Annotated in this window: 23 protein-coding genes; 10 read left to right on the top strand and 13 right to left on the bottom strand. The window is 71.0% G+C overall.

The features are described from left to right. Positions 1 to 78 precede the first annotated feature (78 nt). Positions 79 to 621: a peroxiredoxin family protein gene (locus tag AC6JA9_RS31705; protein ID WP_497958310.1), complete on the top strand. Its 543-nt coding sequence runs from the start codon at positions 79 to 81 to the stop codon at positions 619 to 621. Positions 622 to 684: 63 nt separating this feature from the next. Here AC6JA9_RS31705 and AC6JA9_RS31700 read toward each other — a convergent pair whose 3' ends face one another. The 5 genes from AC6JA9_RS31700 to AC6JA9_RS31680 form a co-directional block, all read right to left on the bottom strand. Beyond that, a complete protein-coding gene (locus AC6JA9_RS31700; protein ID WP_497958309.1) occupies positions 685 to 1380 on the bottom strand; it encodes a proline and serine-rich protein 1 family protein in 696 nt (231 codons plus the stop codon). 86 nt (positions 1381 to 1466) lie between these two features. Continuing rightward, positions 1467 to 2075, bottom strand: coding sequence for a 2,3-bisphosphoglycerate-dependent phosphoglycerate mutase (locus AC6JA9_RS31695; protein ID WP_223781876.1), 609 nt, complete (start codon positions 2073 to 2075; stop codon positions 1467 to 1469). Between the two features lie 57 nt (positions 2076 to 2132). Next, positions 2133 to 2843, bottom strand: a complete 711-nt coding sequence (locus AC6JA9_RS31690) for an iron-containing redox enzyme family protein (RefSeq protein ID WP_463748526.1) — start codon at positions 2841 to 2843, stop codon at positions 2133 to 2135. Continuing rightward, on the bottom strand, positions 2813 to 3733 hold the full coding sequence (locus AC6JA9_RS31685) for a GNAT family N-acetyltransferase (protein ID WP_497958308.1): 921 nt from the start codon (positions 3731 to 3733) through the stop codon (positions 2813 to 2815). The genes AC6JA9_RS31690 and AC6JA9_RS31685 overlap by 31 nt, the downstream gene beginning before the upstream one ends. After that, a complete protein-coding gene (locus tag AC6JA9_RS31680; RefSeq protein WP_223745250.1) occupies positions 3730 to 4704 on the bottom strand; it encodes a DUF3419 family protein in 975 nt (324 codons plus the stop codon). The genes AC6JA9_RS31685 and AC6JA9_RS31680 overlap by 4 nt, the downstream gene beginning before the upstream one ends. A 63-nt stretch (positions 4705 to 4767) precedes the next feature. On the opposite strand from AC6JA9_RS31680, the gene AC6JA9_RS31675 reads away from it, so the two are divergent. The 3 genes from AC6JA9_RS31675 to AC6JA9_RS31665 all read left to right on the top strand — a co-directional run bounded on the left by AC6JA9_RS31675 (position 4768) and on the right by AC6JA9_RS31665 (position 7145). Beyond that, positions 4768 to 5703: a fatty acid desaturase family protein gene (locus AC6JA9_RS31675; protein WP_497958307.1), complete on the top strand. Its 936-nt coding sequence runs from the start codon at positions 4768 to 4770 to the stop codon at positions 5701 to 5703. Then, on the top strand, positions 5696 to 6592 hold the full coding sequence (locus tag AC6JA9_RS31670) for a phosphatase PAP2 family protein (RefSeq protein WP_497958306.1): 897 nt from the start codon (positions 5696 to 5698) through the stop codon (positions 6590 to 6592). The genes AC6JA9_RS31675 and AC6JA9_RS31670 overlap by 8 nt, the downstream gene beginning before the upstream one ends. 154 nt (positions 6593 to 6746) lie before the next feature. Then, a complete protein-coding gene (locus AC6JA9_RS31665; RefSeq protein ID WP_408889563.1) occupies positions 6747 to 7145 on the top strand; it encodes a hypothetical protein in 399 nt (132 codons plus the stop codon). Here AC6JA9_RS31665 and AC6JA9_RS31660 read toward each other — a convergent pair. Then, complete coding sequence (locus tag AC6JA9_RS31660; RefSeq protein ID WP_267699953.1) at positions 7140 to 7379, bottom strand: hypothetical protein; 240 nt, start codon at positions 7377 to 7379, stop codon at positions 7140 to 7142. The two genes, AC6JA9_RS31665 and AC6JA9_RS31660, sit on opposite strands and share 6 nt — an antisense overlap. 281 nt (positions 7380 to 7660) lie before the next feature. Here AC6JA9_RS31660 and AC6JA9_RS31655 point away from each other — a divergent pair, with 281 nt between their 5' ends. After that, positions 7661 to 9274 (top strand): flavin monoamine oxidase family protein, encoded by a 1614-nt coding sequence (locus AC6JA9_RS31655; RefSeq protein ID WP_497958305.1) that lies wholly within the window; start codon positions 7661 to 7663, stop codon positions 9272 to 9274. 319 nt (positions 9275 to 9593) lie between these two features. On the opposite strand, the gene AC6JA9_RS31650 is transcribed toward AC6JA9_RS31655, so the two are convergent. Continuing rightward, positions 9594 to 11408 (bottom strand): Hint domain-containing protein, encoded by a 1815-nt coding sequence (locus AC6JA9_RS31650; RefSeq protein WP_497958304.1) that lies wholly within the window; start codon positions 11406 to 11408, stop codon positions 9594 to 9596. Between the two features lie 297 nt (positions 11409 to 11705). Here AC6JA9_RS31650 and AC6JA9_RS31645 point away from each other — a divergent pair, with 297 nt between their 5' ends. Beyond that, positions 11706 to 12623, top strand: a complete 918-nt coding sequence (locus tag AC6JA9_RS31645; protein ID WP_497958303.1) for an RluA family pseudouridine synthase — start codon at positions 11706 to 11708, stop codon at positions 12621 to 12623. 45 nt (positions 12624 to 12668) lie between these two features. Here the strand turns inward: AC6JA9_RS31645 and AC6JA9_RS31640 are convergent, their stop codons facing one another. Next, positions 12669 to 13157 carry a hypothetical protein gene (locus AC6JA9_RS31640; RefSeq protein ID WP_223781886.1) on the bottom strand — a complete coding sequence of 163 codons (489 nt, stop codon included), beginning with the start codon at positions 13155 to 13157 and terminating at the stop codon, positions 12669 to 12671. Positions 13158 to 13386: 229 nt separating this feature from the next. On the opposite strand from AC6JA9_RS31640, the gene AC6JA9_RS31635 reads away from it, so the two are divergent. Next, positions 13387 to 14052: a cyclase family protein gene (locus AC6JA9_RS31635; protein WP_223781887.1), complete on the top strand. Its 666-nt coding sequence runs from the start codon at positions 13387 to 13389 to the stop codon at positions 14050 to 14052. Positions 14053 to 14062: 10 nt separating this feature from the next. Here AC6JA9_RS31635 and AC6JA9_RS31630 read toward each other — a convergent pair whose 3' ends face one another. The 4 genes from AC6JA9_RS31630 to AC6JA9_RS31615 all read right to left on the bottom strand — a co-directional run bounded on the left by AC6JA9_RS31630 (position 14063) and on the right by AC6JA9_RS31615 (position 20115). After that, entirely contained in the window at positions 14063 to 16117 is a 2055-nt protein-coding gene (locus tag AC6JA9_RS31630; RefSeq protein ID WP_497958302.1) for a hypothetical protein, read from the bottom strand. Beyond that, positions 16104 to 17159, bottom strand: a complete 1056-nt coding sequence (locus tag AC6JA9_RS31625) for a DUF3142 domain-containing protein (protein WP_497958301.1) — start codon at positions 17157 to 17159, stop codon at positions 16104 to 16106. The genes AC6JA9_RS31630 and AC6JA9_RS31625 overlap by 14 nt, the downstream gene beginning before the upstream one ends. A 418-nt stretch (positions 17160 to 17577) precedes the next feature. Then, positions 17578 to 18036, bottom strand: coding sequence for a hypothetical protein (locus tag AC6JA9_RS31620; RefSeq protein ID WP_497958300.1), 459 nt, complete (start codon positions 18034 to 18036; stop codon positions 17578 to 17580). Positions 18037 to 18099: 63 nt separating this feature from the next. Next, entirely contained in the window at positions 18100 to 20115 is a 2016-nt protein-coding gene (locus AC6JA9_RS31615; protein ID WP_223781891.1) for a YgiQ family radical SAM protein, read from the bottom strand. Positions 20116 to 20502: 387 nt separating this feature from the next. On the opposite strand from AC6JA9_RS31615, the gene AC6JA9_RS31610 reads away from it, so the two are divergent. The 3 genes from AC6JA9_RS31610 (at position 20503) to AC6JA9_RS31600 (ending at position 25762) form a co-directional block, all read left to right on the top strand. Next, a complete protein-coding gene (locus AC6JA9_RS31610; RefSeq protein WP_223781892.1) occupies positions 20503 to 21132 on the top strand; it encodes a hypothetical protein in 630 nt (209 codons plus the stop codon). Next, positions 21125 to 22105 (top strand): type VI immunity family protein, encoded by a 981-nt coding sequence (locus tag AC6JA9_RS31605; protein WP_497958299.1) that lies wholly within the window; start codon positions 21125 to 21127, stop codon positions 22103 to 22105. The genes AC6JA9_RS31610 and AC6JA9_RS31605 overlap by 8 nt, the downstream gene beginning before the upstream one ends. Positions 22106 to 22261: 156 nt before the next feature. Then, a complete protein-coding gene (locus tag AC6JA9_RS31600) occupies positions 22262 to 25762 on the top strand; it encodes an AAA family ATPase (protein WP_497958298.1) in 3501 nt (1166 codons plus the stop codon). A gap of 67 nt (positions 25763 to 25829) precedes the next feature. Here AC6JA9_RS31600 and AC6JA9_RS31595 read toward each other — a convergent pair whose 3' ends face one another. Further along, complete coding sequence (locus AC6JA9_RS31595; RefSeq protein ID WP_267699965.1) at positions 25830 to 26381, bottom strand: hypothetical protein; 552 nt, start codon at positions 26379 to 26381, stop codon at positions 25830 to 25832. Between the last annotated feature and the right edge of the window lie 29 nt (positions 26382 to 26410).

The raw sequence follows: 26410 nt of genomic DNA, 5'->3' as shown, positions 1-26410 counted from the left end.
GGCGTCCGCTCCCCTGGCGTGCTCGCCGGGCAATGACCACCTCTTCCTGGCGCCCTCGCGCGCGATGGGGAGGTGGGCATGGCGGGCCTGGAGCGAAGGACGGTTCGACGGGGCCTGAAGGGCGCGTGCCTCGTGGGCGCGCTCCTGGCCGCGACGCTGGCGAGCGCCGCGCTGAAGCAGGGCGAGGTGGTGCCGGCGTTCTCCGCCGAGGACCTGCGGGGTGAGAAGCACAGCAGCCAGGAGTGGCGCGGCCGGCGCACGCTGCTGGTGGTCCTCACCGACAAGGACGGCGGCGAGGCGATGCGGCGCTGGTTCGATGAAGCCGCCGCGCTTGGCGTCCCCGACTCGGTCCACCGCGCCTCGCTGCTCTCCTTCAAGCTGCCCTTCTTCGTGGGCCTGGGGACGGTGCGCGAGAAGGCCCGGAAGAAGGTCCCGGAGGCGGTCTGGTCCGACACCTGGCTCGACAAGAATGGAGACATGGGCAAGCGGCTGGCACTGCCGTCCAGTCGCATGCCGTATGCCTTCGCGCTGGACGAGGAGGGGCGGGTGCTCGCCGCCGTGCACGGCGAGGTGGACTCCCCGGAGGCGAAGGCGCTGCTGCAGCTGTTGACGCGGCCCTAGGAACACGAAGGGCGCCGCGGGAGGGATTCCCGCGACGCCCCGGTGCCGCTTGGACGCTTCAGCTCAGCGCGCGGACAGGATGTCCTGGGCGCGCTTCTTGTCGGCGGAGAACGTGAAGGCGTTGAAGAGCAGGTAGTTGTTCTCCGTGTCCAGGATGCGCGGCTTCACGATGCGCAGGACGTTGATCTTGTCGTCGCTGAACTGCATGCGCTCCATCAGCCGCTGCACCTGGGAGACCAGCAGGTAGTTGTCCTGGAGGCCCATCTGGAGGACGCGGAGCTTGTCGTCGGTGAACGTCTCCCGGGAGATGGCGTCGTACCAGCGCTGGAAGGCGCTGTCGCTCATCGGCCGGACCATCGGCTCCGGCGGCGGGGGCGGCGGGCGCGGCATCACCGTGGCGAGCAGCGGGGCCTCCTCGACGTGGCGGGCCACGCCGTCGAGCACGTCCTGGGCCTTGCGCACCTTGGCGCGGGTGTCACGGTCGGCCCGGTCCTCGATGTCCTCGAGCAGCTTCTCCAGGCGCGCCAGCTTCTGCGCCAGCTCCTCGCGGCCCACCACCACCAGCGTGCCGGTGGGGTTCTGCGGCGGGTAGTTCTGCCCCGGGTTGTGGCGCGGCGGGTAGTTCGGCGGCTGCGGCTGCGGCTGGGGCTGCGGCATCGGCCGGCCCGGCGGGGGCGGACGGAACTTCTCGGCGGCCGCGTCTTGCGCGAAGGAGGTGGAGGCGGACAGCAGGGCGACTGCGAGCGCGAGGGCCTTCATCGGGGCTTCCTTGTTCGTGTACTCAACATCTCGGACGAGCCGTCCCTCTTCGCATTCATTCCGCCCTGTCGACAAGGCCCCCACCCTCAGGGAGAGGGGGTTCGTTTGGACAGCACCGTTCCCTCGGGGGACAGCTCGTAGAGGAGGGGAACCCCGGTCGCCAGCTCCAGCCCCACCACCTGCTCGCCGGTGAGCTGGTCCAGCTTCATGACCAGGGAGCGGTTGGAGTTGCCGTGCGCGACGACGAGGACGTTCTTGCCCAGGCGCAGGTCGCCGCCGATGGCGCGCTCGTAGAAGGGCAGCACCCGGCGGGCGGTCATCTCCAGGGACTCTCCGTTGGGGGGCGGCACGTCGTAGGAGCGCCGCCAGAGCTTCACCTGGGCCTCTCCGAAGCGCTGGGCCGCGTCCGCCTTGTTGAGGCCCTGCAGGTCGCCATAGTTGCGCTCGTTGAGGGCCGCGTCGCGGATGATGGGGGGGCGCTGGCCCAGGGCCTCCAGGATGAGCGCCAGCGTCTCCTGGGCGCGGGTGAGCCCGGACGTGTAGGCGACGTCGAAGGTGAGCCCCTGGAGCGAGCGCGCGGCGGAGCGCGCCTCCTCGCGGCCCTTCTCGGTGAGGGGCACGTCCACGAAGCCCGTGAAGCGGTTCTCGTGGTTCCATAGGGACTGGCCATGACGGACGAGGGCGAGGAGGGGCATGGCCTCCTGCTAGCCCAACCCGGGCGTCACGGCCAGGGTGGACGCGGGCGGGCCGTGTCACGCCCGACGACGGCGGGCGCGGTGGAGGTCGTCGTAGAGGCCGAGGAAGAGGTGTCCTCCGAGCAGGAGCCCCTGCTGGATGTCCCGCCGGGCCGAGGCGTCGCTCGCGAAGGGCGCGTCGAGCTGGCGGTAGAACCCGTCCGCGTGCTCCTCGTCGAGCGTCGCGTGCGTGGGGTAGTGCACCACCTGGTCCGCCGCGAGCCACCCGCGCGCCACGATGCCCTGCCCCAGCTCCAGGGAGATGCCGCTGAACAGGTCCTCGATGATGCCGAACACCGCGAGCCCGGTGTGCGTGGACTCGAAGGCGGCGATGCCCGTCAGCGCGACGTTGAACTTGCGCACCTCCGGCCAGGACGTGTCGTCGTGGAGCCCGTCGAGCGAGGCCCCGAGTCGCTCGAGCAACAGGCGGAACGTGTGCTCATGGCCGTGGGAGAGCGTGCCCCGTCCGTGCTCGTCGAAGACGTTCTCCACCAGCGGCAGGCGCAGCTCGGGACGGGGGAGCCGGCTGGCGAGCATGGCCATGGGCCGCGTGAAGTGCGCCACCGCCGCGAAGAACTGACGCTGCGTCTCGACGAAGTCCCCCCGCTCGAAGGTGCCGTCCCGCAGCGCGCGCAGGTAGGCGGAGGACTCCCGCGCGTTCCACTCGGCCTTCAGCGCGCCGACGTGGTGGCGCAGGTTCAGATTTCGGAGGAGGGAAGGTGCACCCATGCCGGGGACCCTTTAAGTCGGGTGAGGTCGAGAGAGTAGACGGTACACGCCGCCTCGGGGGAGACCCCTTGTCCTCGCAGCCAGCGGACGTGGTCCTCCAGGCGCTCGTCGATGACGAAGCAGGCGAGCGACTGGGGGCTGTGCGCGGTGAGCTCCTCGCCGCAGGTCTTGAGGTAGTGCCCCCATCCCCGGGTCCACGCCGGCGGCGGCGCGGCCAGGTGCATGAGGGGCCAGGGGGCTTGTGTCGACATCAACTGGAGGTCCTTGCTCCCGGAGGTGGTGCACCACCCCGCGCCCTCGAGCCGGCGGGTTGGCGCGGGGCCGAGCACCAGCCCCTCACCCCGTGGACACCCGGGCGCGTCCGCCAGTTCCAACATGGCCAGGCGCGCGGGCGGCGTGAAGTAGAGCGCCAGCCGGCTCTGGGGGCGTCCCATCCGCAGCGGGTTCCAGCCGCGCGCGGTGCGCATGACGTCGCCCCGCGCGCCTCGCATGGCGGCGCCGTAGAGGAACCGGATGCCGCGCAGGGCGGGGATTCGGAACAGGTGGGTGAGCCCCCGGAGGATGAGTCCTCGGGCCAGCCCCGAGCCGCGCGCGTGGGGCGCGACCTTGAGGTCGCAGATGTAGAACCCGGGCAGGGCGCGGGGGCCCCGGTGGACCTGCCGCAGGATTCCCGTCACCGAGCCGAGCAGCGCCTCTCCGCGCAGGGCGAGCAGGAAGTACGCCTCCCCCATGGACGAGAAGAAGGGGTGGTACTCGGGGCCGTGGTCGATGAAGAAGTGGTCGGCGCCGTCGGCGATGGGGTACTCGATTCCGCGCTCCAGCCTTCGCAGCCGCTCGACATAGGGCCCGAGCGTGTCGGGCCGGAGCACCACGTAGCGGATGCCGCTCATGTGCCCGACGTCCGTCGGAAGCCGACCTCGACGCGCTCGTAGAACAGGCTGCGGTCCTGGGCCTGGAGCCGCGCGCCGAGCGCGTCGTCGAACTCGAAGGCAGGGGCGAAGAAGCGCCTCAGGTCGCGTTGGTTGTTGAGCTGGCGCAGCAGCACGGCGCAGCCGGGGCGGGCCTTCCGCGACAGCAGCGTGGCCCACGCTTCGACGAGCGTGTCATCGGACCAGTCGAAGATGTTGGACAGGGAGATGACGTCGAAGCGGCCCAGGTCGGGCACGTCCGGTAGCGAGCCTTGCACCAGGCAGACCTGGAGCGGCGCGGTGGCGCGCAGGTAGCCGGGCGCGTCGCCGGGGCGGTAGGCGCCGAGCAGCACGTGCTGCAGATACGGATTGCGGCAGGCGTCCTCGCGTCGCAGGCCCCGCTCGAACAGCGCCTGGAAGTAGCCGGGGTAGGAGCCGGGGCGGGCGTGCTGGGTGGCCGCGGGGCCGAACATGGCGTGCAGGAGCGGGTCGGCGAACGCGAGCTGGAAGGCCACGGGCCAGTAGTGCGACGCGAACCAGCCGGCGCGCAGGGCTTCGCGCTCCGACTCGGGGACGCCGGGGTCGAAGAACGTGTTGAGCTCGCGGCGGGGCGCGACGAACTCCTCCACGAAGAGGCGCAGCGTGCGGAACAGGCCCTCGAACTCGCCGCGCTGATTCAGCCCCGCGGCGTCGTTGGAGAGCACGTTGAAGTGCTGGGGCGCGGCGGTGCCCAGGCAGCGCGCCTTCTCCTTCACGTGCTCCAACTGCCTCGGGTTGAAGTCGAAGCCCACCAGCTCGAGCGTGGGGTTGTCCTTCGCCAGCGTCAGCAGGGTGCAGCCGCCGGAGGCGACGGTGAGGAGCGCGCGGGCCCGGGTGTGCTCGATGAGCGCCTGCTCCAGCGCCGGGTCTTCGCGGACGACGGCGAACTTCAGACGAGGGAGAGGTGCGCTCAAGGCCGGGTGGGGGGCGAGGGTTGCTTCGACTCGGAGCGGGATTGTAAGTCATCAGGACGCGCCATGCCCACGCCCTCCGCAGTGCTGTCTCCCGAGTCCCTGCGCGAGCTGGAGCGGGTCGACGCCCGTCATCTGCCCCGGCTCGTCCTGTTCCTCCTGCTCCAGGGCGTGTCTGCGTGGCTCGTCGTCCTGCTGGCGAGGGACGGTGACTCGGTGGCGAGCTGGCTCGTCCGGCTGCCGCTCTACCTGGTCTCGGCCGCCGCGCTGCACGGCATCAGCCTGTTCACCCACGAGGCGGTGCATGGTGGGTTGTCCTCGCGGCCCTGGCTGAATCGACTGGGCGGGATGCTGTGTGCCTGGCCCGTGCTCCAGAACTTCGCGGCCTACAAGGTGTTGCACCTGCGGCACCACCGCGATTTGGGCGGTGGCCTGGACCCCGACCACTACGCGAACTACACGGGGCGGCGTTGGCTGGAGCTGGCGATGCACCTGGGCCGGCTGCTGCTCGGCTATCCCGCGTACATCACGATGATTCCCATCCTGGGCTTCAAGCACGGCACGCCGCCCGAGCGCCGATGGATTGGGTTCGAGGTCGCCATGGTGCTCGTGGCGGGTGTGTTCGCGGCGCGCTTCGTGCCGTGGGAGGTGTTGCTGCATGCGTGGGTGCTGCCCATGGTCATCATCAACACGTTGGTCAACATCCGGGGCATGAGCCAGCACACCTTCCTGACGGAGAACACGCATCCGGTCCGGGGCTCGCGGACCATCCTCTCCAATCCGGTGACGCGCTTCTTCATGTGCAACGAGAACTACCACCTGGAGCATCACCTGTATCCGCGGGTGCCCTGGTACAACCTGCCCGCGCTGCACCAGTCCCTGCGGGCCGGGCTCGTCGCGCAGGGCGCGCCCTTCATCCCGTCGTACTTCTCGTTCGTCCGCGGCGTGCTGAGTGGCTCGCTGATGCGCGAGGCCCGGCGCGCCGCGTCCCCGGATGTCTGAGCGTCCCTTCCTGCACGAGGGGTTGCTCGCGGGCTTCGGGGTCGTGCTGTCGTGTGGGCTCCTCGTCGTCGCGGGAGCGGGCTCGGCGATCTTCCTCCAGGTGCTCGGCGCGACGCTCCTGTTCATCCTCGCGGTGGTGGGGCTCGCGCGTCTGGAGCGCTGGGGACACGCCTTCCGCGTCCGATTGCTGTGCGCCTATGCGGCGACGTTCTTCTTCTATGCGTCGGTGAAGGACACCCTCCCGGCGCTCGGGCTTCCGACGAGGGATGCCGTGTTGTTCGGCCTGGACGCGTGGGTGTTCGGTGGGAGCACGCCGTCGGTGTGGCTGCAGCGCTGGAGCTCGCCGGCCGTGAACGACGTGTTCAGCGCGAGCTACCTGTCGTTCCACGTCTACCTGCACCTGTCCATGGCGTGGGCGGTGGTGGGCTCGCGGGAGCGCGCGGAGGCGTTCTTCGGTCAGGTCTTCTCCGCCTACGTGCCAGGGCTCGTGGGCTACTACCTGGTGCCCGCGGTGGGACCCGTGGCGGCGTATCCCGAGCTGTTCACCGTGCCCGTGGAGGGAGGGTGGGTGACCTGGCTGAACGCGGCCGTCGTGGCCCATGGCTCGTCCACCTACGACCTGTTCCCGAGCCTGCACGTGTACATCACGCTGGTGTTGCTCGCGCACGACAGGCTCGCGCATCCGTGGCGCTTCCGGGGGATGTTGCCGGTGGCGGTGTTGCTCTTCGTCTCCACGCTGGTGCTGCGCTACCACTACGCGGTCGACCTGCTCGCGGGCGTCGTGTGGTTCGTCGCCTTCCGCGCGCTGTATCCGCGACTGCTTCGTGGGTGGGAGTCCTGGCGGCGCGGGAGCACAGTGGAGCCTGCGGTGCTGATTCCGCCGGAGTGACGGAGGGGCGTGCGTCGCGCTGTCACGCGGGCGGCGGCGCATTGACGAAATGTCTCGCGCGGCCCGGGCGTTGAGCCCGCAACCCCCTGGAATCTCGTAGGGGGTGGCTTGGAACGGCATGTGAAGAGGAGGGGAGGCAACAGGAGGAAGCCCCATGGCCCGGTGTCGCCCGTCCAGTTCCCGCCCGACTCTCCCCACCTTCACGTTCCTGGAGCACAGCGCGCGCGGGATGCTGCGTCAGGAGGTCCTGGACTTCATCCTCGACTACGGCCTGCGGGTCCGCGCGGCGGGGGCGACGCACGTCACGGTGCTGGAGCGAGACCTCTCGCGGGCCCTGCGCGACTCGTCTCTCGCGCGGCAGGCGCGTGGCTGGATTGTGTTGGTGAGCGACGACGAGCGCCTCCTCACCTGTTACCGCCGCGCGGATGCGAGCAGCTTCCTTCGGCGCAAGTCGAAGCACCGGCTCAACGGTGGACGACCTCACCGCGACACGGGCTGGCGCAACGCGGAGGGCCGACGCGGGGTGGGGCGCGCGAGCCACGTCGGGTCATGAGGACGTGGCTGTCGCGCGGGGGATGGCGATGGCCTGGCCCCTCAGGGTGATGACCTGGGCAGCGATGCGAGCGCGCTCGACACTGTCAATCAGGTAGCGGGGACTCGCTCCCGCCGTGGGCGGGAACAGGCACTGGATGACGTCGTAACCGATGTGTCTGGAGATGAAGGTCTCCAGGACGTGGGCGTGTCGCTCGACCAACCCGGTCAGGGGCGGCCACCCGAGTGCTCGCAACCGCAGGATGTCCTCGTCGTCCTCCCGCGCCCGTCGTCGAATTCGCGGAAGTACAGCCACGAACAAGGCACCTGGCGGTCGGCGATTCTGCAAAGCATGGGTCCCCTGGGCATGAGGCTGTCCGCGTGCGGGCGGCTTTAGCGGGGTTGGGCGCGTCGGAAAAGGGCGCGCTGCTTCACATTCGGGGTGTCCGGTGAAGGGCACGCCGGAGGTCGGCGCTGCGCCAGAAGGCGGGCTCCGGAAGGAGAGGGCAGTCGTCCTCGCACCTCCTGGAGCCCCGCATGCCCCGCACCGCGCTCTTCGATTCGTTCCGCCAGACCACCCGGAAGGCACTCGCCGCTTCCATCACGCGACGCGAGGTCACCCGTCCGTTCGAGGCCCGGCGCGGCGTGGACCGCCGCTCCGTGTTGAAGGGGCTGACGGTCCTGGGGCTGGGGCTCGCCGTCGGGAGCGCGCGGGCGCAGGAGGCGCATGCGCTCCCATCGCCGCGGGTGGGAATTGTCGGCGCGGGGCTCGCCGGGCTCGCGTGTGCCTATGAGCTGCGGCGAGCGGGCGTCATCGCCACGGTGCACGAGGCGAGTGAGCGCACCGGCGGCCGGGTGTACTCGATGGGCGGCGCGTTCGGCGGGCCCGTCACGTTCCCGGGACAGGTCGTCGAGCGGGGAGGCGAGTTCATCGACTCCGGACATGCGACGATGCTGGGCTACGCGCGCCAGTTCCATCTGGAGCGAGAGGACCTCGCGCGGTTCCACGGCGAGGTGACGTACTTCTTCGGAGGGCAGCGGTACGCGGAGTCCGCCATCCTGGCGGAGTACTGCCCGCTCATCGCCGCCATCCGCCAGGACCTGTCACGGCTCTCCGACGCGCCCACGGCCGCGCGACATACGCCCGTGGACCGCGCCTTCGACGTGATGGACCTGATGACCTATCTGGAGTCCCGCGACGCGGGGCCCCTGATATCGGCCGCCATCATCGCCGCGTACGAAGCGGAGTATGGACGGACGGCGGACACGCTGAGCTGTCTCAACCTGCTGTTCCTGATTGGGACGGAGCAGTGTCGCCGCTTCGAGCCCTATGGCGAGAGCGACGAGCGCTACCGGCTGCTCGGCGGCAATCAGCAGATTCCTCGCGAGCTGGCCGCGCGCCTGCCCGGTCAGGTCCGCTGGGGCGAGCGACTGGAGGCCGTACGCAGGACGCCCGCGGGAGCGCTGGCCCTGTCGCTGCGGCGGGACTCCTGGAGCTTCACCGCGACCTATGACGTCGTGGTGCTCGCCGTGCCCTTCACCACCCTGCGGCGCGTGGCGCTGGATGGCTCGCTGGGGCTGCCGCCCTGGAAGACGAAGGTCATCCAGGAGCTGGGCTACGGCACCAATGCGAAGATGATGGTGGGCTACCAGGGGCCGGTGTGGCGCGCGGGCGGGGGCAGCGGCGCGACGTACTCGGACCTGATGCACCACCAGGCGACGTGGGAGACGAACCCGAGCCGGGCCACGGCCAGGGACGCGGTGCTGACGGACTACGCGAGCGGAGCGCGCGGCGCGGCGATGGACCCGGGCAACGTGGCGCTGGAGGCCGAGCGCTTCGTGGCGGCGATGAACCGGGTGGTGCCGGGCACCGCGAGCGCGGTGAAGCGCGGCGTGGACCGGCGCATCCTCGCGCACCTGGAGCACTGGCCGAGCTCCCCCTTCACGCTGGGCAGCTACACGGCCTACGGACCGGGACAGTTCACGAGCCTGGCGGGCTACGAGGCACCCCCCGTGGGCCACCTGTTCTTCGCGGGCGAGCACACCAGCTCGTTCTACGAAGCCCAGGGCTACATGGAGGGCGCGGCGGCTTCGGGAAGGAGCACCGCGGCGGCCATCCTGGCGGCGGCGCGAATCGCGGCCCTCGGCTGAAGCGCACTGGCGAAGGTGGAGCACCGCTGCCTCCGCTTCGCGCGCCCTGGGCCTCCGGCGACACGCTTGAACGAAGGCGCGCTCCCAGCGCATTCACGGACTCAGCGAGGACTCACGCCGAGGGCGAAACGCTTGAGCGAAGGCGCGCTCCCAGCGCGTTTACGGGCTCGGCGAGGACTCGCGCCGAGGGCGACACGTTTGGACGAAGGCGCGCTCCCAGCGCGTTCACGGGCTCCGCGAGGACTCGCGCCGAGGGCGACAACCCGGCCGTCATGGCCGAAGAGGCGCCCCCGGCGCGGCACAGCACATCGGGGGTGGACTACGGCGTGGCCGACGCGCGGCGCGGCGAGGTCAGCTCGCGCTGCATGGTGTCGTCGCCCACGAGCACGCCATCGGCGAACAGGGTCCGCTCGTTGGGGCCGAGCGACTCGAGCTCCTCGGCCGTGCCCAGCTTGAGGTTGTAGACCTTGCCGTCGTACGGCACGCGCTCGGTGGCGGTGATGAAGGCCGTGCCGGACTCGGTGCGCACCTGGTCCTTCACCTGGACCTTGTCCGCGGGCACCACGAGCCCGGAGGTGAGCAGCACCGGGTGCTTCTCCGTCAGCCGCACGTCGTGGCCCTGGTCATCGCGCAGCCGCACCAGCGGCTTGGGCTCCCGCCCGAAGATGAAGTCCTGCACCGTCAGCACCCGGCCGCTCGCGTTGGCGCGGACCTTGTCGCCCACCTTCAGCGTCTCGATGGGGGCCCGCGTCCCGTCCGCGAGCGTCACCTTCGTGCCCTCCGCCATGCAGCTGTTGAGCACGTTGAGGTTGAAGGGGTTGGTGGGCAGCGCCGTGCTCGTGAAGGTCGTCAGGCGCGGCACCGCGGCGGCGCCGCCACACGTCGCCATCGAGTAGAGGGTCATCGACATCACCACGGGCTCGTTGACGATCTTCTCCATCGTGCAGCCCGTGCCACCGTTGGCCGTGGTGTTCTGCGAGAGGTTGACCAGCCGCTGGATGCTCGCCGTCTTCCCATTGATGGCGAACAGGTCCGACAGGTCCGCGAGCGTCGTGCAGGTGCCGCCCGAGTCCGTCTTGATGAGGCGCATCCGCGTCGTCGTCGGGCCGTTCTTCATCGCCTGGATGGTGCACGGCTGCGACATCGCGCCCGCGTCGAACGTGAGCTGCGTGGGGACGTAGATGTTGGTGATGTCGAAGGTCTGCCCCGTCTGGAACGGGAAGTAGGCCGCGGGGTCTCCCGTCCAGGGGTTGCCCGTCTTGCGCAGCGCCAGCCCCACCGGGGTCTGGGGGTATGGCGCCAGCGTGCCCTGGGCGTTGGTCACCATGGCGTAGTCACAGTCCGCGCCGCCGCGCAGCTGGCACGTGGTGAGGTTGATGTTCGAGCGGGGCTCGTTGCTCGCGAAGCGGGGGTGGTCCATCGTGAAGCTCACCGGCTCGGGCGTCAGCGTCGTGTCCAGGCTCGCGAACGAGACGTGCTCCTCGCCCGTCTGGTCGTTGTGCGCCACCATCAGCGACTCCACGACGACCTTGCTCTCCGGCGCCATCGACGGGCGCACCGACACCGCCGTGTCGTCGAACGTCTTGCCGTCGTTGTGCTCCTCGTTGGCGCTCTTGGCCAGCACCGTCAGCTTCTTGCCAGACAAGTCACTGTCGTACGCCGTCACGTCCGTGAAGACGTGCGTCGCGCCGCCCGCGCACGTGGCGTAGGGGTTGAGGATCAACGAGGGCCGGTTGTCCTGCGCCTTGTCCGCCTGCTGCACCTTGCCACCGCCCAACGTGCGCGAGTCGTTCACGTGGATGAAGTGGTCGCAGTCCCAGTCGGTGGGCTTGGGGCGCGGGCCTCCCCGCACCGCCTTGGCCCGGGCGATCTCCAGTGTCTTCAGCGCGCGCGCGAAGTCGCGGGCCACCGTCGGCCCCGGCGTGTCCTGACCGCCCTGGGTGGCCTGCGCGGCGGCGGCCTCCTGGAGCCGGTGGCGCGCGTACTCGTACTGGTCGTCATCGGCCAGGTCCAGCATCACGAAGTCCTCGTGAGGCGGACGCTTCTGGAAGGCCGCCATCACGACCTCTCGCTGCTCCTCGATGCTCCTGGGCTTGGGCGTGGGCTTGATGACCCACGGGCATCCGGGCAGCAAAGACAGGCATCCTGCGAGAACGACGAGACGTGTCGCGATGCGACTATGCGTCAAATCCATGAGCTCCCCCTCAGAGCGGGCCTGGTTCGAGCCCGGACAAACACTGTCATACGCTCCGTGTCGGAAAGTCAACGAATGACAAGTCATCGGCCTCGCTGGTCAGCCGCGACCCGGCCTGTCACATCGCGAGCCTTTCCGGGTGTGACACGCGCGGCGGGCGGAGCGTAGGGGGACTCCAGGGGTAGGTGGCGCCACGTGGGCGTTGACTCCCCGCGGCGCATGAGGGACGGGGTGGACATGGCGCAGCAGAAACTCCTCGTCCCGCATGAGGTCGCGGGAGAGCGGCTGGACCGTTTCGTCTCCAAGCACGTGCCCGGCTTCTCGCTGGAGCGCGCCCGCGCCCTCATCGAGTCGGGCGGGGTGCGCATCCGCGGCAAGAAGTGTCAGCCCACGCGCAAGCTGTGGGGCGGCGAGGAAATCGAGCTGGAGCGTCCCGAGCCCAAGGCCCCCACGCGCCCGCCCGTCGAGGGGCCCGCGCTGACGGTGCTCCACGACGACGCGGCCCTGGTCATCATCGACAAGCCGCCCGGCCTCGTGGTGGAGCCCGAGGGGCGCGCGGCCTCCGTGGTGGACCTGCTCGCGAGCCAGCGCCCACCCTTCGACGTGGAGGGACAGGCGCTGCCCGGCGTGGTGCACCGGTTGGACCGGGAGACCAGCGGGTGTCTGGCCTTCGCGCGCACGGACACCGCGGCGGCGGCGCTCCTGCGTGCCTTCCAGCAGAAGCAGGTGGACAAGCGCTACCGGACGCTCGTCCTGGGCCACCCGCCGGAGCAGGGGCGCCTGGAGGGGCCCTACACGAGAGACCCGAAGGACCCGCGCCGCTTCACCACCCGGGTGCACTCCGCGCGCAGGGCGGCGCTCTCCTTCGAGGTGCGCGAGCGCTTCGCGGGGGCCGCGCTCCTGGAGGTGGACCTGGACACGGGGCGCACGCACCAGATTCGCGTGCAGCTCTCCGAGGCTGGCTTCCCGGTGTTGGGGGACTCGCTCTACGGCACCGAGGCCGCCCGTGAGCACCCCGCGGCGAAGGCCCTGGGCCGACAGGCGCTCCATGCATTCAAGCTGGAGCTGCCGGGCCCGTTGAACGGGGAGCTGGTGCGAGTCCAGGCCGCGCTTCCGGAGGACTTCCAGCGCGCCCTGGAGCTCTTGCGTCGCTGACGCGCCGGGCCCCCACGTTCGACGGGGAGCCCGGACCGTCGGGGCCTACTTCGCGTCCACCACGAGGACCATCCAGCGGTCCGTGGAGTGGTCGATGCGGACGTTGGCGGCGCCCGCCTCCTGGAGCTGCTGCACGATGCCTTCCAGGAAGGTCAGGTGCTCCTTGGGCGCGTCCACGAAGACGTTCTTGGGGCCGTTGCCCTTGGCCTTCGGCTTCTTGGCCGGGGCGGCGGCGCCGTTGAGGGCCTCCGGGTTGGCGGCGGCCTTGAGCTGCAGGGCGGCGTCATCGACGGTGGGCTCGGGCGTGCTGTCCACCTCGACCTCGGGCTCCTCGGCCGCCACCGGGGCGGCGGCGGCCACCTCCTCCTCGGCCTCCGCGCGCAGCTGGTTGAAGGTCTTCAGGTTGATGGTCGCCCCGAACTTCGTCTTGAAGGACTCCAGCGCGTCCTTGCTGCTGATGTCCGGCTGCTGGCGGAAGAGGGTGAGCAGGAACGCGTGTCGCTCCTGGGTCTGCTCCTGGGACGTCCTCGGCATCTTCTGTGCTCCTGTGAACCGTGAAGGGCGGCGCACCCTAGCCGACCCCTCCCGAGGAGAAAAGGTGGTCGGATGTCCCTGCGTGGACGCTCGACGCGGACCTTCGCGCCTTCGGCTGTCTCGTTATTCGCGAGGTGCGGGTGGCGGCTCGTCCGGCCTCGGGGCGAGCAGGGGGCCGGGCCCCGTGGCCGTCGGCGCGGCGCGCGGGGGATGGCCAGGATTCAGAGTCATGGAGACCGCTGCCGAGACGAGCCGCTCCGCCCCTGCGTCGCCGTGGGTGGACATCTCCGTGCCGTTGCGCGACGGCATGGTTCACTGGCCGGACAACCCCGAGGTGCGCATCACCCGCTCGCAGGACTTGGACAAGGGGGACGACGCCAACGTGTCGGACCTGTCCTTCGGCGCGCACTCGGGCACCCACGTCGACGCACCCGTGCACTTCGTCAAGGGCGCCGAGGGCGTGGACGCGCTGTCCTTCGACCGGCTGATGGGCGTGGCCCGCGTGCTGGAGATTCGCGACGCGCGCGCCATCCAGGTGGAGGAGCTGAAGGCGCACGCAATCCAGCCGGGGGAGCGGCTGCTCTTCAAGACGGCGAACTCCGCGCGGCGGTGGCCCTCCCAGCCCTTCCAGCCGGACTTCGTGTACCTGTCGCTCGAGGGCGCGCGCTACCTGGCGGAGCTGGGGGTGCGCACGGTGGGCATCGACTACCTGTCCATCGGCAGCCCGGACGAGGGCGTTCCCACGCACCGCGCGCTGCTGGACGCGGGCATCTGCATCATCGAGGGGCTCGACTTGTCCCAGGTGCATGAGGGGACGTACGAGCTGGTGTGTCTGCCGCTGCGAATCGCGGGGGGCGACGGGGCTCCGGCGCGCGCCATCCTCCGCGCGCGCTGAAGTGCCCGGTTCAGTCGGAGGGGGCGCGGCGCCTGCGGCGCAGGAAGAAGGCGACGCCCATCACCGTCGGCAGCAGCATGCCCCCGCCGACCATCAGCTTGACCCGGTGCCGCTGGGGCAGGGCCTGGGCGTAGAAGGGGCGCTCGGCGCGGACCTTCGCGAAGTTCGGCTCCAGGCACGACGCCCCGAAGGACCACTGCACGTCGTCGATGCGCGCGCCGTTGCGGATGTACGTCAGGTACAGGCGCTCGAACATCGCCGGGTCCCGGTTGGCGACGTGGAGCGCGGCGTGGCACAGCATCATCGCGTAGGCCTGAGTGCGCGGCGGCAGCAGCTCCGCGCCCCGCTGGGCCAGCCGCGCCGCCACGTGCCGGTAGTGGAAGCGCTCGGTGAGGGGCGGGCCGTGGAGGGCCGCGAGCCGCTGCTCCTGCGCGCCCATGAGCGACGCGCGGGGGAACATCGCGCGGGCCCGCTGCTCGTCCTCGGTGGCGTCCCCTTCCTCGTCGTCCCGGTCATAGCGGGAGACGTCGTAGTTGCCGTCGACCCAGCCCCAGTCCGGCGCGGCCTCGGTCCCCAGCAGGCGCATGCCCTCGGAGCGCGCGAGCCTGGCCGCCGCGAAGAGCGCCTCGGCCCGGTCCAGGTCGTCCCACGCGCTGTCGGCGCGGCGCAGCGCCGCCACGTACCGACGCGCCGCGTCCTCCACCGCGGTGCCGCGGAAGGCCTCCAGGGCCTCGTCGTGCCGGCCCTCTCGCAGGAGTCGCCGCGCGAGCAGCAGGTGCAGCCGCTCGGGCATCCCGAGCGACGTGTTGCCGTCCCCGACGCTGTCGGGTGACTCCGGCTCCGACTCCGGCACCAGGTCGCAGTGGCTCTTCTCCGTGCGCGGGTGGGTGGCCGCGAAGCGCTGGAGCTCCTCCAGGCTCAACGTCCGCTCCGCGACGTAGGCGACGTCCGGCCAGGAGCAGCCCGCCCACAGTCGCTCGGTGGCGCGGGTGAACTGGCCCTGCGTCAGCGCGAGCACGCCGCGCTCTCCCTCCGCGCGGCACAGGGGGCGGTTGGTGTCGTCCAGGTACCAGTCATGCCACCACTCCCGCTCGGGAAGCCCGCGCACGGCCTCGGCCAGGTACGTCTCCGCGGAGGACGCGTCGCCCCGGCGCAGCGCGAGCTTGGCCTTCACCCAGGAGGCCAGCGGGGTCTGCTCGGAGGCGACGAAGCGCTCGGCCAGGTCGAAGCGGCCCGCGCGCCAGGCGCCCGCGGCCAGCCGGTCCGCGCCCGCGAGGTCCGGCACCGCGGCCAGCGCGTCCAGCACCGCGCCGAGCCCTCCGGCCGAGGGCTCCTCGGACCACGCGGACTCGCGGCCGCGCGTCCACACGAAGGTGGCCATGAGCCGCTGCGCCAGCGGGTCCTTCAGCGCGACCTGGAGGCGCTCGGGGTTGCGGGCGAGGGCGCGCGCGACGAAGAGCAGCGACACCTCCGCGCTCCCGCTGCCGTGCGCGGCCTGCTCCGCGTACAGGTGGATGGCGCCCACGTCGTCCCCACGCTGGAGCAGCACGCGCGCCTGCATGCCCAGGCTGGAGACCGCGAGGCCCAGCGGGTCGTCGAAGCCCTCGCGGACCAGTTGCCGGGTGAGCTCGAAGCCGTACTTCGCGTCGTCCTCGAAGCCGGCGCCCGCGTTGCGGCCCAGCATGTACGCGGCGAAGGTGGAGAAGCGGCGTCGCTCCGCGGCCGGCAGCGCGAGCACCTCGAGGAAGCGCGCCCGCGCCGTCACGGCGTCTCCGGCGGTGAAGGCCTTGGCGCCGGCCTCGTACAGCGCGGTCTCCCGGGCCCCGGCGCCCTGACGCGCGTCGGGGGGCTCGTCGGGGAACTCGTTCACCGCGAACGCGTCCGAGGGCTTCGGCAGGAGCCGGTGGACCTCCAGCGCGAAGAGCCCACCGGGCAACTCGCCGAGCGTGAGCGCGCGGTCGGCGAGGAGGCGGTCCTGGAAGCCGGGGCCACAGGCCTTCGCGGAGCGGATGGGCGTCAGGGCGACCAGGATGACCACGGCGGACAGCAGGCTACGGAGCCACAAGGGACACCTCGCTTCCCCGCACGAAGCCGACGACGCGTCGCTCGCCGGCGCGCAGGCGGGGAGGCTTGCGCGCCACGAGTGAGCTCCCCCGCGGGGCATAGCCGCCCACGCCGTCGAGGACCTCCAGGTTTCCAGTAAGGGTGAGCCGGGCCGGGGCCTCGCCGTCCAGGCGGCCCGTGTTCTCGAGGACGATGTCGAGCGTGCCTCCGCCCGCGTCCACCAGCCGGGGCTCGACCTGGAGCGTCAGCGGCTCCTGTCGGAGGACGGCGGTCAGCGTGGACGGGCTCCAGGCCTCCGAATCACCCGCGTGGCCCCAGCGGAACCACACGAGCCCCTTCACGCCCTGCACCGGTCGCGCGCGCAGCTCCGCGAGGAAGCGCGAGACCTCACGAGGCTCGGAGACCAGGGGCGTGCCGTCGCGCAGGCGCACGCGGTAGGTGGGCAGCGCGACGTGGAAGGGTCTGCGCGTGGCCTGGGACCAGCGCTCGATGAAGCCGCGCGCCTCCTCGGGGGTGAAGAGGGTGGGGGCGCGGATGGCGTGCACCTGGACGACGACGTCGTCGGGGATGGATGTCAGGCGCTCCAGCTCGGGCGCGCCGGCCCAGGTGGGCAAGGCGGTGATGGACAGGGACAGCTCGCCGAGCAGTCGCCGCTCACGCGCGAGCCAGTCCGCGTATGCGGGCAGGGCGGTGGTGGCGCAGTCATGGTCCAGCTCCACGCCGCGCACGCGCACGCCGCGCGCCTTCCAGTCGCGGGCGATGGCGGCGACCTCCTCCAGGGAGATGCCGTCGAGGGGCGCGGTGCCATCCACGCGCATCACCGCCACGACGTCGCGCCCCGTCCTCGCGAGGGCCGCGACATCCACCGCGATGGAGACGGGGGCGCGTGTGTCGCCGGAGCGCTCCCTCGCGAGCACGCGCAGCGCGCCCAGCTCCGGGGGCATCCGCGTGAGGGACTCGACGAGCGACGGGCTCCAGTCCCGCTGCCACACGTAGGCCGCGTGCCCGAGCGGCGGCGGGGGCGCGCGGGTGCAGCCAAGCATGAGGCACAGCCCCATGAACGCGAAGCTCGCGAGTCGGCGCGACGAAGACAGAAACGGGGTGCGCATGGTGAGACGACACGCATCGCGGGAGTGGATGCGACGTCAATGGTGCCACAACCGGGGCGTGCAAGCTCTGCGCGCGTGCGCACCGGTTTTGTCTCGCGTCGTGAGACTGCGTGGAGCCCCAGGGATTCGTAGCCACGCGAGCGAGGAGGCGAGCACTCCGCTTGGGACGGGGCCGTCAGTTGGGCGGCGGCGGCGGGTTGCTGTGGTCGCAGTGCAGGAGGGAGGGCGGGTCGAAGCAGGTGAGCCGCTGGTCGTTCAGCGTGCAGACGCCTCGGGGCGTGTTGGTGCAGCGCACCTCCGTGCGGCTGGCCTTGCAGTCGAAGCCGCACGCAATCGCCTCGGAGGCGTTGAGTCAGCGGGCCGCGGGCATGGCCTGCGCGTACTCATGGATGACGCTGTCGGGCGGGTCCCAGCAGACCAGCCTGCCGAAGTGCGTGTCGCAGAGCCCGTAGGGCGTGGAGTTGCACGCCACCTCGCCATTGAAGATGCGGCAGTTGAAGCCGCAGTCGACCTTGCCGCGCACCGCCTTGCACTCGGGGCGCACCGGCGTGCGGGGCGGATGCTGGATGGCCACCCGTGGCGGGTCCCAGCAGTGGACCTCGTCGCGGAGGACCTGACACGTCCCATAGGGCGTCTGGGCACAGCCCGCCTTCGAGCCGCTGGTCCTGCACTGGAAGCCGCACAGCTCGCGCCCCTGGGCGGTGATGCACTGGGGTCTGGGCTGTTCCGGGGGCGGCTTGGGCTCGGGCGTGACCTGGGGCGGCGTCGGCGGCGCCGCGGTCAACAGCAACAGGGCAATCAAGGGGAGCATGTGGCCCCCCGACGAACGTCACCGCCGTTTATTCAAACGGTCGGCTGGACGGCCGCTTTTCGCTCAGCGGGCCCTGGAGCCGTGGGGGCGTGGGCCACCGGGACGGCGCGGACCTCGGGGCGCGGGGGCCTGGGACTCACGCGGCGCGTCGTCCAGCTCGCGCCCATCCCGCTCCTCGGTGCGCTGGCGTCGGGCGGCCTCGGCGGGTGTCTCCGGCGGGACGAGCGCGTGCGGGCCACGGCCGATGAGGTCCGCGCGGCCCGCCTGCTTCAGGGCCTCGCGGGCCAGGGGCCAGTGCTCGGGGTTCCAGTAGAGGAGCAGCGCCTTCTGGAGGCGCTTCTCGCGCAGACCCTGGGCCGTGTAGACGGGCTCCATCTTCAGCGGGTCGATGCCGGTGAAGTACATGGCCGTCGCCATGGCCATGGGGGTGGGGATGAAGTCCTGCACCTGACGGGGGCGCTTGCCGTTCTTCTTCAGCCACAGCGCCAGGTCCACCATGTCCTCCAGGGTGGAGCCCGGGTGCCCGCTGATGAAGTAGGGGATGTCGTACTGCTCCTTGCCGGCCTCCTCGCTGGCGCAGGCGAACATCTGCTGGAAGCGCTCGAAGCTCTCGATGCCGGGCTTCTTCATCTTCTCCAGCACGCGCGGCGAGACGTGCTCGGGCGCCACGGAGAGCTGGCCGCCCACGTGGTGCGCGGCGAGCTCCTTGACGTACTCGGGGGAGCGCTCGGCCAGGTCGTACCGCACGCCGCTGGCGATGAAGACGTGCTTGACGCCGTCCTCCTCGCGCACGTCCTTCATCAGGCTGATGAGCGGGCCGTGGTCCGTCTGGAGGTTCTCGCACACGCCCGGGTGCACGCAGGACAGCTTGCGGCAGCGCTTCTCGATGTCCTCGCTCTTGCACTTGAGCTTGTACATGTTGGCGGTGGGGCCGCCGAGGTCCGTAATCGTCCCGCGGAAGTCACCCATGCGGCGCAGGGCGCGCACCTCGCGCAGGACGCTCTCCGCGGAGCGGCTCTGGATGACGCGGCCCTCGTGCTCGGTGATGGAGCAGAAGGTGCAGCCGCCGAAGCAGCCGCGCATGAGGACGATGGAGTGCTTCACCGTCTCGTACGCGGGGATGCCCTCGCTCTTGTAGATGGGGTGGGGGACTCGGTTGAAGGGCAGGTCGTACAGCTCGTCCATGGCCACCGTGGCCTTGCCGGCGGCGGTGTCACCCACGCCGTCCTCGAGCGGGAGGGCGGGGGCGTTCATGAAGATGGCGCGGTTGCCGTGGCGCTGCGCGAGGGGGCGCGCGTTGCCAGGGTTGGTCTCCATCTGGAAGTCGCGGCTCATGACCGCGAAGGCCTGCTTGTCGGAGACGACGGCCTCGTAGGGGGGGAGGACGACCGTTTTACGGTCGGCGGCGCGGCGGGCGGGGTCGGCCTCGTGGGCGCGCATCTCCTCGTCGTTGATGAGGTAGGCGGTGCCGCGCACGTCGCGGATGTCCTGGATGCGCTCGCCGTTCCGCATCCGGTCGGCGACCTCCATGATGGGGCGCTCGCCCATGCCGAAGACGAGCAGGTCGGCCTTGGCGTCGAAGAGGATGGAGCGGCGGACCTTCTCGCTCCAATAGTCGAAGTGGGCGATGCGGCGGAGGCTGGCCTCGATGCCGCCGAGGACGATGGGGACGTCGGGGTAGGCCTCGCGGCAGCGCTGGGCGTAGACGATGGTGGCGCGGTCGGGCCGGCAGTTGGTGCGGCCGCCGGGGCTGTACTGGTCGGCGGAGCGGTTCTTCTTCTGCGCGGTGAGCCGGTTGAGCATGGAGTCGAGGTTGCCGGCGGCGACCCCGAAGAACATGCGCGGTGGGCCCAGGGCCTTGAAGGGCTCGGCCGAGTGCCAGTCGGGCTGGGGGATGAGCCCCACCTTGAAGCCCCGTCCCTCCAGGAAGCGGGCGATGAGCACCGGGCCGAACGCCGGGTGGTCCACGTACGCGTCTCCCGTCACGATGATGATGTCGCACTGTTCCCAGCCGCGCGCCTGCATGTCGGCGCGGGTGATGGGCAGGAAGGGATGGGCGTAACGCGTCGTCTGGGCCATGGCGGTGGGGCGGCGTCGGCGGGGGGCTTCTCTCCTAAACACCCCCAGGTGCCCGAAGCAAACAGGGCGGGGCGTGGGTGTACACCCAAGAGGGGTGGAGGGCCTACACCCTTGCTGGGTGGGGGATGGGGCGAGGCCCCGGTGGGGCTTCTGGGAGAGGCCGTTCCTGAACCCGGCACACGGCCGCCCGGGAAAACACGGTAAAGGGGGCGCTCGGCGTGGTTCCCTTGGAGTGGGAGCGTTCTGACAATGAGCCTGAGGGCTTGGGGCGTGACGTTCCTGCTGTTCGTAGCGTGTGCGACTCCGCCTCGGAGCGGTGTAGGGCCGTCGGGTGCCGAGGGTGTGACTCGCTATGAGCAGAGCCTGGACTCGGCGACGAGCGGCTGCATGCGGAATCCCGCCTGCTACTCCCAAACGGGAAGCGAGGCCATCCTTCCAGGCGTCGGACGTTCTGTTACCGCGGCCAGAGGGGTGGGCACGGCGCTGCGGATATTGGACGCCGCTGAACTGGCGCGAATCGAGCAGCTCTTGGTCCAGTGCTCCAAGGCGGCGGACCAGGAAGTCAACGAGCGCGAATACGGACCCGGGAAGAAGCCGGATGATGCGGAGTGTGAGCGGGTGGTCCGATACATCGATGGCAAGCCGCTCAGGCGCCGCATGGAACTGGGGACGATGAAACACGCAGCGGCATTTGCCTGCGTTCGGCGTGAGCTGTCGCGACTCTTCCCCGATAATGTCTCGGTGGAGCCTCGTTATGGGTTCGATGCAAGGACGGGGCGCCCCGTCCTGACGGAACGATGGGTGGGCTCACTCCGTCCGGATGTCGTGATTCATTTCGCGAAGGAGCCCAGTCGCGTCCAGTGTGTCTACGACTTCAAGTTCCCTTGCACGAAGGCCAGCAAGAGCAATCCGCTTGCCAGCCCCGAGCTTCTCCAGCAGTTGGAACGGTACGAGGCACTGGGTGGACACTGCCCACCGGCCATCATCACGCCTCAACTCGGAGTCAGCCGTGACTGAGTCCTACCCACGCATTCGTCTGGTCGACTCGGATGCCGAAGATGCGCGTCTGCTGGCCCGGGACGTGGTGCGCATCGTGTTCTACCTGCCTCATGACCATGTGGAACTGGGGGCCGGGGTCGAACAGGTACTGCCCCTCTACCGGCATGCGGTGGGGGATGTGCTCACGCGTGCCTGGGACTCGGATGGGGAGTCGTTTCCCCTGACGGAAGCGGGATGGGGAGAGGTCCAGGCTTCGCTGCGGCCCAGTGCCTCCTTTCGCTTCATCGAAGAGCTTGCCGAAGACTCCGACTCGTTCCAGCGGATGACCCGACTTCAGGCGGAGTGTTCCTGGACCCTCACGGGTGATGATTTCGATGGGTACTCACTCCGCTATCTGGCTCGGCTCCCGTCGAAGACACCGCTGGAGGGAAGTGTCAGCGTGCTGAGCGCCACGTTGCCCACGGAGTACCTGGAACTGCATGGCCCAGGACGCGTGAGGGACCTGGCCATGTCGTTGGCCTCGGTCCTGCCTCTTGCCTCGGGTCATGCGGGGCTCGCGCTGGAGTTCGCAGGCGCGCGGCGGAAGGTCCTGCCGCTCGTTAGTGAAGAGCTTCGCCGATACCCAGGCGTGGATGTTCCCAGGGTGGACGCTCACTTGACCGTGGGGCGACATGTGGAGGGGGTGCACTGGCTGAACTTCCTGGGGGCCTCGTTGCTTCAGGCTGTGGGAGGTATCGCGACGCTTAGCGGGCGCCTCCAGTCGTCGGAGACCACGGTCCGAGAAGTGGGGACTTCGGCAGCCGTCGCGGTGACCCTGGGGCCGGGGCCTGAGTCGGGGGACCTCTCGAAGGGCGACGACCTGCCCGCGTATCGCGAACTCGCGCGTGTGCTGGAGCCTGTCCTGGAGCCCTTCAGGCCGGGATACGCACTCGCGTGGCGTGGCTTTTCGGAAGACGAAGTCCACTGCTGGTGGCGACGTTTTCTCGACTGACTCCCCTCGGCGCCCCGCGCCTGGCCGGCTGCTGGGAGCCAGCCGTACGTGAGCGCACAGCCTCGCCCCTGGGGCTTGCATTGACGTGGATCCACGCCTCCCCTACCTTCGCGCGCCCGTACCCGGCCTGGGCCGAGGGGCCCGGGGCCCGCCGCCATGACGCACCGGACGCACAACGAGGTCTCCGAAGGGCGCCCCGCGCCGCAAAAGGAAGACTCCGTCCGAGAGCTTCACGTCGAGTACGACGACGCGCCCGTCCCACCTCCGTCCTCCCGCACTGTCCCCGAGGACATCCCGCGCTCGCCCAATCCGCTGCTGGCCCTCTCCCGCGCCAGGTCCCAGCGCCCCAAGCCTCCCGCTCCGCGCCCGGACGCCCCTCCACCCGCACGCGACGTCGCCGCGCCCGCCGATGTCACCGCGTCCGAGCGCCAGGTCATCCAGGCCGCCGTCGCCACCGGGAAGCGCCGCGAGGCCTGGCGTCCTCCCGAATACCTCCCCGAGGACCTGAGCGACGCGCTCCTCTCCGAGCGCAGCCAGTACCGCGCCAAGCTGCTCCAGGACGCGCGTCAGGTCTCCCTGCAGGGCCCCGGCGTGTTGTCCCTCGTCCCCGTGCCCGCGGCGGACCCGGACTGGTCCGGTGGCTCGCTGCTCGGCTTCCTCGGCGAGGAGTGCGTCTTCGGCGGAGACGTCGTCCACCTCGACTTCGAGTCCGGCCGCGTCTTCGCCGCCCCCGACCACGGTGACGACGTGGACCGCCGCGCCCTCGCCGCCGACCGCTGGTGCTATCGGCCCTATGACTTCGCCGAGGCCCTCTGCACCGCCGCCTCCGCGTACGAGGACCGCCAACCCGCCCTCCATCAGGCCCTGCGCCGCGCCAGCGGAGACGAGCCCGCGCCCACCCCGCGTCCCCAGGACGCCGAGCTCCTCCCGACCGACCGCCTCTGGGCCCAGCCCTGGGGCTGCATCTGGGGACCTCCCGGCACCGGCAAGACGACCGCCGTCGCCGACCTCATCGCCCGCGCCCTGCGCGCCTTCCCCAACGAGCGCATCCTCGCGGTGGCCCCCACCAACCGCGCCGCCGATGAGCTCGTCCTGCGCGTCAGCGCCCTCCTGGAGCGCCAGCCCATCCCCCTGCGCCCCCTGGCGCGCAGCATCTTCCGCGGCGGCACCGGCGCCAGCGACGCCCTGGCGAAGCTGCCCACCGTCACGCTCGAGGACACCAAGGGCGGCAAGCTGCGCGCGAGCATCGAGGAGCGCGAGCGCGAGCTGTACCTCCAGCGCGTCCGGGGCGGCCCCGCGCACGAGCTCGCCAAGCTCCAGGCCGAGCTGCGCGGCCTGCGCGGCAAGATGAAGGACCCCACCTTCAAGGAGGCGGAGAAGGGCGACTGTCCCCTCATGGTCCTCACCGTCCACCGCGCCCTGCGACTGGTGTCGGAGCTCGAGGGCAAGTGCACCTTCGCGCGACTCGTGGTGGACGAGGCCGGCATGGTGACCCGCGCCGCCACCGCGCTCATGGCCCCCCTGGCCGAGCGCGTGACGCTCGCCGGAGACCCCAAGCAGATCGGCCCCGTCAGCCGCGCCGCCGAGGGCGCCGGACGCGGCTCCCAGAAGTGGCTGCGCGCCAGCGGCCTGTCCCACCTGGAGGACGCGGTGCGCGACGCCGCGCGCCCGGACGTGCTGCTCTTGCGCACCCAGCACCGCATGCACCCGGACATCGCCCGCGTCGTCAGCCACTTCTGCTACGGCGGCGCGCTCGAGGACGGTGACATCGTCAAGGCCCGCGCCGAGAAGGCCCCGCCCGTGCCCGCGTTCGCCGGGACACGCGCGGGCTGGGTGGTGCTCGATGGCCTCAGCCGCGACGCGAAGCGCCTGACGCACGGCCGCGGCGAGACGGGCTCCGGCTACCAGCGCGAGCTGTCCGCCGAGCTCGCCGTGTCGCTCGCGCGCGAGGCCGTGCGCGCCGGCCTCAGCGTCCTGTGCGTCACGCCCTATCGCGCGCAGGCCTCGCTCCTGCGCCGGCTCGGCAACTCCGCGGGCTTCCGGGGCGACGCGTTCAGCGCCTCCACCATCCACCGACAGCAGGGCACCCAGTACGACGTGGTGCTCGTGGACACCGTGGCCGGAGGCCGGCCCTTCCCGCCGCACACGCTGGTGCCCATGCTCAACGTGGCCGCCAGCCGCGCGCGCGATTATCTCTTGGTGCTCGCCTCGCGCGACGAGGCCCGGGGCGCCACCATTCCCCAGCGCTTCCTCTCGCTCCTGCCGCGCCTGCGCGTCCTCCCCGGCTCGCCGCTCCGACTGGAGGCGCTGCCCCTGCCGCGCGAGGCACCCCCGCCGCCGCCACCGCCCCCCGCCGCGCCCACCAGCCTCGGCGGGGAAATCGAGGGCTCGCGCCCCACGCGGCCCCTGTTCACCCAGGAGCAGGTGTCCCTCTTCGAGCGACGCTTCGATGACGGCCACCACCTGGTGCGCGGCGTCGCGGGCAGCGGCAAGACGTTCGTCCTGGCCCACTGGGTGGCGCGCTATCTGCTGGAGCACGAGGACACCCAGGTGCTCGTCTCGTTCTTCAACCGCGCGCTCTCGCCCCTGGTGGAGAAGTTGTTGGTGGAGGCGATTGCCCAGCGCGCCGGCCGCGAGCGGGTGCGCGCGCTCCGGGCCCGCGTGACGGTGAAGCACGTGGGCGCGCTGCGCCGCGTGGAGCCCGAGTCCTTCGACGGCGTCTTCGTCGACGAGGCCCAGGACATGGACGCCCGCGCGCTCGCCATGCTCCACGCCCTGGTCCGCCCGCGCGCGTCGCAGGACGGCAAGGGGGTGCGCTGCCTCCAGTTGTTCATGGACGACTCGCAGAACGTCTACGGCCAGGTGCCCATCGACGCGCTCAAGGAGCAGCTCCCGGAGGGGCTGTCCTTCCGGGGCCGCACCCGCATCCTCAAGGAGACCTTCCGCGCCACGCGCGACATCCTCGACGTGGCCTTCAACGTGGTGCTGGACCCGCTGCGCCAGCACGGCACCAGCGACCCGGGCATGCGCGAGTACATGAAGGCCGGAGAGCTCGCGCGCGAGGGGCTGCTGTGGCTTCCCGAGGAGACGCTGGAGGGCCTCTACCGCGTGCAGTCCACCGAGCGCGGCGGCGTGCTGCCCCAGGTGCGCGGCTTCGCCTCCGGCGCGAGCGAGGCCCGACAGGTGGCCAGGGAGGTGGCGCGGCTCATCCGCGACGAGGGCGTGCACCCCGGCGACATCCTCGTCGTCGCGCCCGTCATGCCGTCGCAGTACACGGAGGCCCTCAACCGGGCCGGCGTGCCCGCGCACGCCTACGGTGGCAAGGGCGGCCGCGACGTGACGGACTTCCGCGTCAGCGGCGTGGACCACGTGCGCGCCACCACCGTGTTCTCCTGCAAGGGCCACGAGTGCCCCGTCGTCTTCTTCGCGGGCCTGGACGCGCTGGACACCGTGGAGAACTGGATGGCCGGCGCCAAGGAGCGCAACGCGCGGGAGAACGAGCGCATCCGCCGCGCCATGTTCTACGTGGGCGCCACGCGCGCGATGAAGCGCCAGTACCTCACCGGCGTGAAGGGCGCGCGCTTCCTGCGCGTCGCCGCGTCCTACGTGGAGACGCTCTCGGGCCTGGCCCCCACCGAGGGTGGCAGGTCTGCCTGAAACGACGAAGGCCCCGGCGCCGCACCTTCGCGACACCGGAGCCTCCTGTCCTCAGCGCCTCACGTGATTACTGATTCACGCGTCCGGGGGCCGCCGTCCGCTTGACGGTCGGGATGCCCACCTCGAGCGTGGACCAGTAGGTCAGCGCGGCCAGCCGCTTCACCTTCTCGACCAGCTGCTGGTGGCCCGTGGGGTCGCCGCCGCCGCCCGACGCGCCACCCGGGTCTCCGTCATGCAGGTCGGCGACGCTCAGGCAGCCCTCCTTGTCCGTCTGGGGGACACAGTCGGTGAGCAGCTCCACGTCGCCGACGTAGAGCGGTCCGCCCGACTGCATCGCGGAGGTGTCGCCGTCCGTGGTGGCCTTCTCGGACGAGGTCTCCCCCTGGGCGCCGCGCGTCGAGGACGGGTCGCGGTTGGACTGGGCGACGATTTCGTTGCGGCTAACGTCCACCACGTAGGCGGTGAGCCGCTGGGGGTTGGCCCGGTCGCGGAGGATGACGCGGACGAGCGCGCCCTTGGGCGCCTTGCGCTGAATCTGCTCGGTCGACGGAACCGTCTCGATGTGGCGGCACGCCGCGACGCCGAGCAGCAGGGGGACCAACAGGAGGACTTTCTTCATGGGTTTTCGAGACTCTGGGATGAGACGAG

It is taken from the genome of Myxococcus sp. MH1, assembly GCF_059738865.1.
Note: the sequence above shows the minus strand (reverse complement) of the source record. Positions and strands in the feature narration are given on the sequence as shown.